The 9,244-nt window shown below is 65.9% G+C and carries 11 protein-coding genes; 5 read left to right on the plus strand and 6 right to left on the minus strand.

Annotated elements, in window-relative coordinates:
* Positions 1 to 92 precede the first annotated feature (92 nt).
* Genes BRAO375_RS05895 through BRAO375_RS05905 form a run of 3 tightly spaced genes read right to left on the minus strand, consistent with a single transcriptional unit; the run spans position 93 to position 1,681 of the window.
* Complete coding sequence (locus tag BRAO375_RS05895) at positions 93 to 497, minus strand: hypothetical protein (RefSeq protein ID WP_009026540.1); 405 nt, start codon at positions 495 to 497, stop codon at positions 93 to 95.
* Between the two features lie 58 nt (positions 498 to 555).
* On the minus strand, positions 556 to 1,236 hold the full coding sequence (locus BRAO375_RS05900; RefSeq protein WP_009026541.1) for a site-2 protease family protein: 681 nt from the start codon (positions 1,234 to 1,236) through the stop codon (positions 556 to 558).
* A 55-nt stretch (positions 1,237 to 1,291) separates the two neighbouring features.
* Positions 1,292 to 1,681: a GFA family protein gene (locus tag BRAO375_RS05905; protein WP_009026542.1), complete on the minus strand. Its 390-nt coding sequence runs from the start codon at positions 1,679 to 1,681 to the stop codon at positions 1,292 to 1,294.
* A 154-nt stretch (positions 1,682 to 1,835) separates the two neighbouring features.
* On the opposite strand from BRAO375_RS05905, the gene BRAO375_RS05910 reads away from it, so the two are divergent.
* Together BRAO375_RS05910 and BRAO375_RS05915 are read left to right on the plus strand one after the other, a co-directional pair.
* A complete protein-coding gene (locus tag BRAO375_RS05910; RefSeq protein ID WP_035639146.1) occupies positions 1,836 to 2,045 on the plus strand; it encodes a hypothetical protein in 210 nt (69 codons plus the stop codon).
* A 46-nt stretch (positions 2,046 to 2,091) separates the two neighbouring features.
* Positions 2,092 to 2,817 carry a hemerythrin domain-containing protein gene (locus tag BRAO375_RS05915; RefSeq protein ID WP_009026543.1) on the plus strand — a complete coding sequence of 242 codons (726 nt, stop codon included), beginning with the start codon at positions 2,092 to 2,094 and terminating at the stop codon, positions 2,815 to 2,817.
* Positions 2,818 to 2,876: 59 nt separating this feature from the next.
* On the opposite strand, the gene BRAO375_RS05920 is transcribed toward BRAO375_RS05915, so the two are convergent.
* Both BRAO375_RS05920 and BRAO375_RS05925 read right to left on the minus strand, forming a co-directional pair.
* Positions 2,877 to 3,290, minus strand: coding sequence for a hypothetical protein (locus BRAO375_RS05920; protein ID WP_009026544.1), 414 nt, complete (start codon positions 3,288 to 3,290; stop codon positions 2,877 to 2,879).
* Between the two features lie 318 nt (positions 3,291 to 3,608).
* Entirely contained in the window at positions 3,609 to 4,625 is a 1,017-nt protein-coding gene (locus BRAO375_RS05925; RefSeq protein WP_009026545.1) for a zinc-binding alcohol dehydrogenase family protein, read from the minus strand.
* 116 nt (positions 4,626 to 4,741) lie between these two features.
* Between BRAO375_RS05925 and BRAO375_RS05930 the strand changes: the two genes are divergently transcribed.
* Genes BRAO375_RS05930 through BRAO375_RS05940 form a run of 3 tightly spaced genes read left to right on the plus strand, consistent with a single transcriptional unit; the run spans position 4,742 to position 7,905 of the window.
* The gene (locus BRAO375_RS05930; protein ID WP_009026546.1) at positions 4,742 to 5,119 is read left to right on the plus strand and encodes a winged helix-turn-helix transcriptional regulator; all 378 of its coding nucleotides are present in this window, start codon (positions 4,742 to 4,744) and stop codon (positions 5,117 to 5,119) included.
* Between the two features lie 60 nt (positions 5,120 to 5,179).
* Positions 5,180 to 6,574, plus strand: a complete 1,395-nt coding sequence (locus BRAO375_RS05935; protein WP_009026547.1) for a DegQ family serine endoprotease — start codon at positions 5,180 to 5,182, stop codon at positions 6,572 to 6,574.
* Positions 6,571 to 7,905 (plus strand): replication-associated recombination protein A, encoded by a 1,335-nt coding sequence (locus BRAO375_RS05940; RefSeq protein ID WP_009026548.1) that lies wholly within the window; start codon positions 6,571 to 6,573, stop codon positions 7,903 to 7,905. The genes BRAO375_RS05935 and BRAO375_RS05940 overlap by 4 nt, the downstream gene beginning before the upstream one ends.
* A gap of 158 nt (positions 7,906 to 8,063) precedes the next feature.
* On the opposite strand, the gene BRAO375_RS05945 is transcribed toward BRAO375_RS05940, so the two are convergent.
* Complete coding sequence (locus tag BRAO375_RS05945; protein WP_009026549.1) at positions 8,064 to 9,050, minus strand: alpha/beta hydrolase; 987 nt, start codon at positions 9,048 to 9,050, stop codon at positions 8,064 to 8,066.
* Positions 9,051 to 9,244 lie beyond the last annotated feature (194 nt).

The following is a 9,244-nucleotide window of genomic DNA, read 5'->3' on the forward strand; positions in this document are numbered from 1 at the left end:
TGACGAGATTCCATTGAGCCTGATGGTGAATTTTCCGCCGAGCAAGATCTGACCGGCAGGATGCGCGGCACTGTGAGGCCGGCGCTGCCCGGTTACGGCCAATACAGCCGGATCGCCACGTAGACAGCGCACAGGCCGACGAAGATCAGCGCCGCCGGGATCTTGCGCTGGGCGGCCGGGCCGTTCGAGGCCGCCTTCGGCTTCGGCGGCAGCTTGCGGAAGGCGGTGACGTTGTCGGTGACCGGCTCGGCCTTGACCGGCTTCACCTCGGGCGGGGCGCCGCCGCCGCCCATCTCGGCATAATAGGCCTTGTACATCTCGCGGATGGTGGCCTCGGTCGCCTCGTGCTCGGTCATGTCGGTGAGCCGGGTCTTGTAGCTCGCCAGGAACTCCTGGGCGGCCGGCGGCAGCCCGGAGGCGCCGTTCAGCTTGGCGATCATCTTCCATGTCGCGAAATCGGCACGGGCGCGCGTGTCGGCGCGGCGCGCGATCATCATGTCAGCGGCTTTGACCAAGAGTGCCTCGGAGCTCGTTTACCGTCCCTGGTGCGGAGACTTATGCGTTACCCGTCAATAGCAGAAGCAGTTGCTGGAGAGAATCGGTCGTGGCGCGGAGCAGCCCTGACACAAGATTAAGATTGAGACCGAACTGGGAGCCCGCCAGGGGCAGCAGGATCAAAAACCCGATCAGGATGAACATGCCATAGGGCTCGAGCCGGGCGAACGGCCGCGCCAGAAGCCCGGGTAGCAGCCCGACCGCAATCCGGCTGCCGTCGAGCGGCGGAATCGGCAGCATGTTGAACACCGCCAGCAGGATGTTGAAGGAAAAGGCATTGACCAGATTGGAGGCAACCCAGCGCGCGCTCTCGGGCGGTATCAGGGGCAGGAGGTGGAAGGCCAGCGCGGCCGCGATCGCGAGCGCGATGTTGGTCGCCGGCCCCGCCAGGGCCACCATGATCATGCCGGTCCGCAGCGGCTGCAGATTGCGGAAATTGACCGGGACCGGCTTGGCATAGCCGAACAGGAAGGGCGACCCGGACAGCAGCAGCATGCCCGGCAGCAGGATCGTTCCGACAGGGTCGATATGCTTGATCGGGTTGAAGCTCACGCGACCGAGTTGCAACGCGGTGTCGTCGCCAAAGCGCCAGGCGACATAGGCGTGGGCGGCCTCATGAAAGGTGATGGCGATGATGGCCGGCAGGATCCAGACGGAGATGCCGTAGAGGGACGGGTTCAAAGCGCAGGTTCCGGAGACGTGTCATGTCCTAGATAGGGACGACGGTTCCGCGATGCTACGCGGGATTCTCCGGAAATTGCGGCAGGCCGTCGTCGATCGCGACCCAGCCGATCCTGGCCGAGGTCCAGATGTGCTCGGTCGGTGCGAAGGCGTTGGGGTCGTCGAAGCAGGCCAGCGCCACGCCGACCACCGGTCGGGTGTTGCGCCAGGAGAACAGCCGCGTGCCGCAGCGCGGGCAGAACATCCGGTCGAGCTGATCGGAGGAGGGGAAACGCGCGGTCTCGCCGTGGATCGTCAGCGCGTCGTGCGAAAACAGCGCGCGGGCGAAAAAAGGCGATCCCATCGCCTTCTGGCAATTGCGGCAATGGCAGATGCGCACGTTGATCGGCTCGCCCCGGCATTCGAAGCGCACCGCGCCGCAGAAGCATCCGCCGTGATGGATCATGGTATCGGCTCCCTCAGGGATCCCGTCATGCGAAGCTTGCGCACGCGGGTGTGTCGTTGCCGGTTGGAACGGGGCCGCTCGCCACCGGTTGTGGCGCGGTCTGGCCGGGCATTCCCGACGTACGGCCAGCCATCTCACAACGAGGAGACTGATCATGGCAAGTGCAGCAGATCGTGATCCCCGGCACCATACAAGGAAGATGCAGAAGGCGCTGCAGGACATCCGAGACCATCTGCGGGAAGACATCGACAAAGTCGACGAGCCGCAGCTGAAGGCGATGTTCGAGACCTCAGCCGAGGTTCTCGGCGGCCTCGCCAAGGCGTTCCAGGACTACGAGCAGAAGAACGAGAAGGCCTGGCGCTGATCGGCCAGGCGACCGCCGCAACGGCTCTTCGAAGGGAGCACCGCAGATGGACGTGATCGGACCCAGCAAGCGGCGCCGGCTGCTGCTCACCGGACTGGTCGCGGCGGTCGCTGCGCCTGCCGTGCTCACCAGGCCCTCCTTCGCCCAGCCAAAGGGCGCCACGCCAAGCGAGAAGGCGCCCGAGAAACCCGGCGAGGAGGTTACGCCGCCCGAGGACCTGATGCGTGAGCACGGCGTGCTCGATCGCGTGCTAATGCTGTACGAAGCCGGCATGCGGATGTACGGCGCCAACGAGGATTTCGATCCGAGCCTGATGACGCAGTCGGCCGGGATCGTCAGAGATTTCATCCACGACTATCACGAGAAATCGGAGGAGCAGCACGTCTTCCCGCGCTTCAAGGCGGCCGGCAAGATGACCGATCTCGTCGGCACGCTGGAGCGCCAGCACGAGGCCGGACGCAAGGTGACCGAGACGGTCCTTCGCCTCGCTCCCTCCGGCCGCAGCAATGCCGACGACCGCCGGCAACTCGTCGCCGCGATGCAGTCCTTCATCACGATGTACCGGCCGCACGCCGCGCGCGAGGACACGGAGCTGTTTCCGAAGCTGAAGGACGTCGTCTCCGCGCACGAATACGACGCCATGGCCGAGGACTTCGAGAAAAAGGAGCACGAGCTGTTCGGCGCCGACGGCTTCGAGAAAATGACGGCTCGCGTCGCCGCCCTGGAGCAGCAGATGGGCATCTTCGATCTGAACCAGTTCACGCCGCGCTGAGGCGCGGGGAAAGTGGTCTCCGCACCATCAGCGCTCCGGCGTACCGCCAGAGCGCGTGCTCACGGCGCCGACACTTCGAAGCGCAAGTAAAGCGTCCAGCCGCGGGTTTGCGGATCCGCGAGCGACGCGTCCAACGCGCCGGACGCGAGTCGATCCTGCGCTAGCGTGATGAGCTGGTCCGTGCTCATCGCCTGCAGTTCGTCGTAGCCGGCAAATTCGGGATGACAACCGAAGACGAGCCTGTTGAAGAGGTCGCCGCTCACACGGCCATGGACGCTGACCTCGAGTGCGTGTCCAAAGCAACGGTCGCGCCGGACAGCGACGCAATGATAGCGATCGGTGACAAAGACGTGCGCATCGTCATTGATCATAGCCCGCTGCTCATCGATGTCGGTCGTGACGAGGGACCGGATCAATAGCACCTTGTGGACGACAGGGTCTACAAAGCGGCGTCGCAGGCGGCGCGTGCCCATCCTATCGATACGTGCTGGCGCGACTTGTCGCTGCTGAGAGATTTCGCAATGCGCCTTTGGCTCATCCTAGGTCCATACCTGGGATGCAGTGTGGCTGATCCAACGCCTATCAGGATGACTCGTGCAGATTTGCTTCGGAGCGGCGATCGGGAGAAAGCATGTAGGAAAGCGCCGCAAGCGCGTGTGGGTGAGGGGTATTTCTCCGCGTATGCAGTCTGCCGAGAGATACCCCTCACCCAACCGCGCGCGTGGATAGGGCGGTGAGGCCCTCTCCCACGAGGGGAGAGATCACCGCATCTTGTAGCGCGCTCCTTGCTATCAGCCCCATCCCTCCAGCACGATCTTGCCGCGCGAGGTGTTGCTCTCGATCAGCGCATGGGCGCGCTTGAGATTGGCGGCATTGATGGTGCCGTAATTGTCGCCGAGGGTGGTGCGGATCACGCCCTTGTCGATCAGATCGGAGACGTCGTTGAGCAGATTGTGCTGGGCGATGATGTCCGGCGTCGTGAAAGAGGAGCGCGTGAACATCGACTCCCAATGGATCGAGATCGCCTTGCCCTTGAAGGCCGCGATCGAGAACTCGGCGGGATCGTCGATCAGGCCGAACTTGCCCTGCGGCGCCATGAACTCGGCGATCGCCTTGTAGTGCTGGTCGCTGTGGGTGAGGCTCGCGACGAGGCCGACCGGCGGCAGCTTGAGCGCGTCGATCTGCTCCTTCATCGGCTTGCCGTGATCGACGACGGCGTGGGCGCCGAGCGCAAGACACCAGTCGCGCGATTCCGGCCGCGTCGCTGTCGCGAGCACGGTCAGGCCGGTGAGGCGGCGGGCCAACTGGATCAGGATCGAGCCGACGCCGCCGGCCGCGCCGGTGATCAGCAAAGTGCGGTCGTCGAGGCTCTTGCCGGGAACGGCGCCGAGCCGGTCGAACAGCAGCTCCCAGGCCGTGATCGAGGTCAGGGGCAGGGCGGCGGCCTCGGCGAACGACAGGGTCTTCGGCTTGGCCCCGACGATGCGCTCGTCGACGAGATGGAACTCCGCGTTGGTGCCCTGGCGCAGGATCGAGCCGGCGTAGAACACCTCGTCGCCGGCCTTGAACAGCGTCACCTCGGGGCCGACCGCCTCGACGAGGCCGGCGGCGTCATAGCCGAGGATCTTGGTCTCGCCGGCCGGCGGCGCGGCGCGCTTGCGCACCTTGGTGTCGACCGGATTGACCGAGATCGCCTTCACCGCGACGCGGATGTCGCGCCCTTTCGGCTCGGGCTTGGCGGTCTCGAAATCGAACAGCGCGCGCTCTTCGGTGATGGGCAGCGACTGCTGGTAACCGACGGCCTTCATGTCAACCTCCTGGCTGGCCTTTTCATGGGGTCTACTTGTCCTGCTGGCGTCGTTTCGACAAGTACTGTAAAAACGGGGAACTAGTCCCCGTTTGGATACTATTGGGCCAAAGCACGATGAAACGGAAGAATTTCGCCCGCCGTCCGGGCTGCGCGGTCGAAGCCACGCTTGATCTGATCGACGGCAAGTGGAAGGGCGTCATCCTCTACCACCTGCAGGGCGGCAGCCAGCGCTTCGGCGAGCTCAAGCGGCTGATGCCGGGAATCACCCAGCGCATGCTGACCAAGCAGCTGCGCGCGCTGGAGGAGGATGGGCTCGTGGTCCGCAAAGTCTATGCCGAGGTTCCGCCGCGGGTCGACTACACGCTGTCCGAGGTCGGCGAGAGCCTGCGGCCTGTCATTGAGGTCTTGCGGAGCTGGGGGGAGCGCCACCACGAACGGCTCTCCTGCGCCCCCGTTGCAGAGACCATCAAAACGCCGCATCAGACCGCCTGAGCTTGGCCGCACCGGCCGTTCCGCCTATATCGAAGCCGTCATTTTCCCAGGATTGTTCGCATGACGATGATTCGCTCCACCGTGGCCCTGCTGCTGTCGCTGCTGGCCGCCACACCGCTCGCGGCGCAGGACCGGCGCGTGCCGCAGTCCGCGGCCGAGCTGCGGCTGTCCTACGCGCCGATCGTGCAGCGCGTGCAGCCGGCCGTCGTCAACGTCTACGCCGCCAAGGTGGTGCAGAACCGCAATCCCTTCCTCGACGATCCGGTCTTCCGCCGCTTCTTCGGCCTGCAGGGCGGCCCCCAGGAGCAGATGCAGCGCTCGCTCGGCTCTGGCGTGATGATCGATGCCTCCGGCCTCGTCGTCACCAACGTGCACGTGATTGAAGGCGCCGACGAGGTGAAGGTGTCGCTCGCCGACAAGCGCGAGTACGAAGCCGAGATCGTGCTCAAGGACAGCCGCACTGATCTGGCGGTGCTCAGGCTGAAGGGCACCAAGGAGCAGTTTGCCACGCTCGAGCTCGCAAACTCCGATGATCTGCTTGTCGGCGACGTCGTGCTGGCGATCGGCAATCCGTTCGGCGTCGGCCAGACCGTGACCCACGGCATCGTCTCGGCCTTGGCGCGCACGCAGGTCGGCATCACCGACTATCAGTTCTTCATCCAGACCGACGCGGCCATCAACCCCGGCAATTCCGGCGGCGCGCTGGTCGACATGACCGGACGCCTCGCCGGCATCAACACCGCGATCTATTCGAAGTCCGGCGGCTCGCAGGGCATCGGCTTCGCGATCCCGGCCAACATGGTGCGCGTCGTCGTCGCCTCGGCGAAGGCCGGCGGCAAGGCGGTGAAGCGTCCGTGGCTCGGTGCCCGGCTGCAGGCGGTGACGCCGGAGATCGCCGAGAGCCTCGGCCTGCGCTCGCCGACCGGCGCGCTGGTTGCGAGCGTCACGCCGAACAGCCCGGCGGCGCGCGCCGGCATCAAGTCGTCGGACCTGATTGTCTCGATCGACGGCCAGACCGTCGATGACCCCAACGCCTTCGACTACCGCTTTGCCACCCGGCCGCTCGGCGGCACGGCGCAGATCGAGGTGCAGCGCGGCGGCAAGCCGGTGAAGGTCGCGGTCGCGCTGGAGACGGCGCCGGACACCGGGCGCAACGAGATCGTGATCAACGGCCGCTCGCCGTTCCAGGGCGCCAAGGTCGCCAACATCTCGCCGGCGGTGGCCGACGAGCTGCATCTCGACGCCGACACCGAGGGCGTCGTCATTCTCGAGCCCGGCGACGGCACCACGGCGGCCAATGTCGGATTCCAGAAGGGCGACGTGATCATGGCCGTCAACAACCAGAAGATCGCCAAGACCACCGATCTCGACAAGGCCTCGCGCGAGCAGGCCAGGCTCTGGCGCATCACCGTGCTGCGCGGCGGCCAGCAGATCAACGTCACGCTCGGCGGATGAGCCCGAAGCGTCCTCAGCCGGGAGGTCCAAGCCTCTTCGCTGCGGCGGGGATGGAGCATGACGCGCCGCGGCCGCTGCCGGAGCGACTGCGTCCGCACAAGCTGTCGGATGTGGTTGGCCAGGACCACATCCTCGGCCCCGACGGCGCGCTGACGCGCATGCTGGAGACGCGCACGCTGGGCTCGCTGATCTTCTGGGGCCCGCCGGGCACCGGCAAGACCACGGTGGCGCGGCTGCTCGCCGACGCCACCGAGCTGCATTTTGAGCAGATCTCGGCGGTGTTCTCTGGCGTTGCCGATCTGAAGAAGGTGTTCGATGCCGCCCGCGCCCGCCGCGAGACCGGGCAGGGTACGCTGTTGTTCGTCGACGAGGTGCATCGCTTCAACCGCGCGCAGCAGGATTCCTTCCTTCCGGTGATGGAGGACGGCACCGTCGTCCTGGTCGGCGCGACCACCGAGAACCCCTCCTTCGAGCTCAATGCCGCTCTGCTGTCGCGCTCGCGCGTGCTCGTCTTTCATTCGCTCGACGCCGCCGCGATCGAGAAGCTCTATGCCCATGCCGAAGCGGTGGAAGGCCGCAAGCTGCCGCTCGATGAGGAAGCGCGCGCAGTGCTGATCCGCATGGCCGACGGCGACGGCCGGGCGTCGCTGACGCTGGCCGAAGAAGTCTGGCGCTCGGCGCGCAAGGGCGAGATCTTCAACGCCGTGCAACTGCAGGAGATCCTGCAGCGGCGCGCGCCGATCTACGACAAATCGGCGGACGGCCACTACAACCTGATCTCGGCCATGCACAAATCGGTGCGCGGCTCCGATCCGGATGCCGCGCTGTACTACTTCGCCCGCATGCTCGACGCCGGCGAGGACCCGCTGTTCCTGGCGCGCCGCATCGTCCGCATGGCGGTCGAGGACATCGGCCTCGCCGATCCGCAGGCGCTGGTGATCGCCAATGCCGCCAAGGACGCCTACGATTTTCTCGGCTCGCCCGAAGGCGAGCTCGCCATCGCGCAAGCCGTGATCTACGTCGCCACCGCGCCGAAATCCAACGCCGCCTACAAGGCCTTCGGCGCCGCCAAGCGCGTCGCGAAGGAGGGCGGCTCGCTGCTGCCGCCGAAGCACATCCTCAATGCGCCGACCAAGCTGATGCAGAGCGAAGGCTACGGCTCGGGCTATCAGTACGACCACGACGCGCCGGACGCGTTTTCGGGCCAGGACTACTTCCCCGAAGCCCTGGGCCGTCAGCAGTTCTACGACCCGCCCGAGCGCGGCTTCGAACGCGAGATCCGGAAGCGCCTGGACTACTGGGCGAAGCTGCGCAAGGAGCGGGGGGGTTAGGAGAGGTGATGCTGCTCGCACTGACCCCACATGTCGTGCTGTTCATGTCGCATCATGGTCTCTCCACGTCATTGCGAGCGCAGCGAAGCAATCCAGAGTCCTCGTTCCGCCCTGGATTACTTCGCTGCGCTCGTAATGACGGTGCAGAGAGTGCTTTGCTACTTCCCCGTCTGCACGAATTCCGCAATCTCGCGCGTCAGCCGGTCATCGGCGGTGTTGATCGAATACACCTCCGACATATGGCTGTGCTGCGGCAGCATTACCGCGCGGGCGCAACCCATCTGTCGCTTGCACGCGGCCTGCTTCAACAGATCGAACTGCTCCACGAAGCGCGGCGGGTCGAGCTCGGCAGAAGCGATCATGAGCGGCAGGGCGGAGGCTTGCAGGCCCTGAAGCGACGAGCGCTCCTTGAAGCGGGAGGGATCGGTGCCGAAGTAGGCCATCTCCTGATCGCCGAGTGGCGTCGCAGTGAGGTCGTAGACGCCGGAGGCCATGATTGCGCCGGCAAGCCCGCCGCCGCCGACCTTGTGGAATTCGGGATGCGCGACGTAGGTCGCGACGTGCACGGCGCCGGCGGAATGGCCCATCAGAAAGATGCGCGCGGGATCGCCGCCGTTCTCGGCGGCATGGGCCGCCACCCATTGCACGGCGCTGGCGACGTCCTCGACGCCGGCAGGCCAGGGGAATTTCGGCGCCAGGCGATAGGTGATGTTGACGCCGACGAAACCGCTCTTCACCGCCCACAGCATGATGTTGTCGTAGAACGGGCTGTCCGGCGTGGTGCGCTTGTTGCCGCCGATGAAGGCGCCGCCGTGGACGAAGATCAGGATCGGGCGCGGTGCGGTCGCGGCCTCGGGCGCGAACACGTCGAGCAGGTTGCGTTCGGCCGTGCCGTAGCGGATGTCGCGCTGGACCTTTACGCCGGTGTACGGTTCCTTGGCCTGCAGCGGCGCGTAGATCGCCGCGGTCTTCGGTGGATCGATGGCGCGGCCGATCTCGATCAGCTTCCAGGCGATGTCATCCGGCATCGGGCTCTGCTGCGCCTGCGCGGCGTTCAGAGTCAGCGCCGTCGTCATGATCGTCAGGGCCAGTCGCGTCAGCGTCATTCGGTCAGCTCCGATCCGTATCGATTCGACAGAACACATGCCTGCCGCCTTTATCGCGATTTCGCCGTGACTGGCAGTGGCTTTTGGGATACGCACCTCGCATGAGCCGCCGCATCAAACGCACCCAAAGCCGATCCGACCGACCGACCGACCGCCGCAAGAGCGAGCGGCCGAAGGCCGAGGCTGCGCGCAGCGCTGGCGCGGCCGCCAAGCGCGAGACGCCGAAGCGTGAG

The sequence above is a fragment of the Bradyrhizobium sp. ORS 375 genome (genome assembly GCF_000239775.1).
Taxonomy (GTDB): domain Bacteria; phylum Pseudomonadota; class Alphaproteobacteria; order Rhizobiales; family Xanthobacteraceae; genus Bradyrhizobium.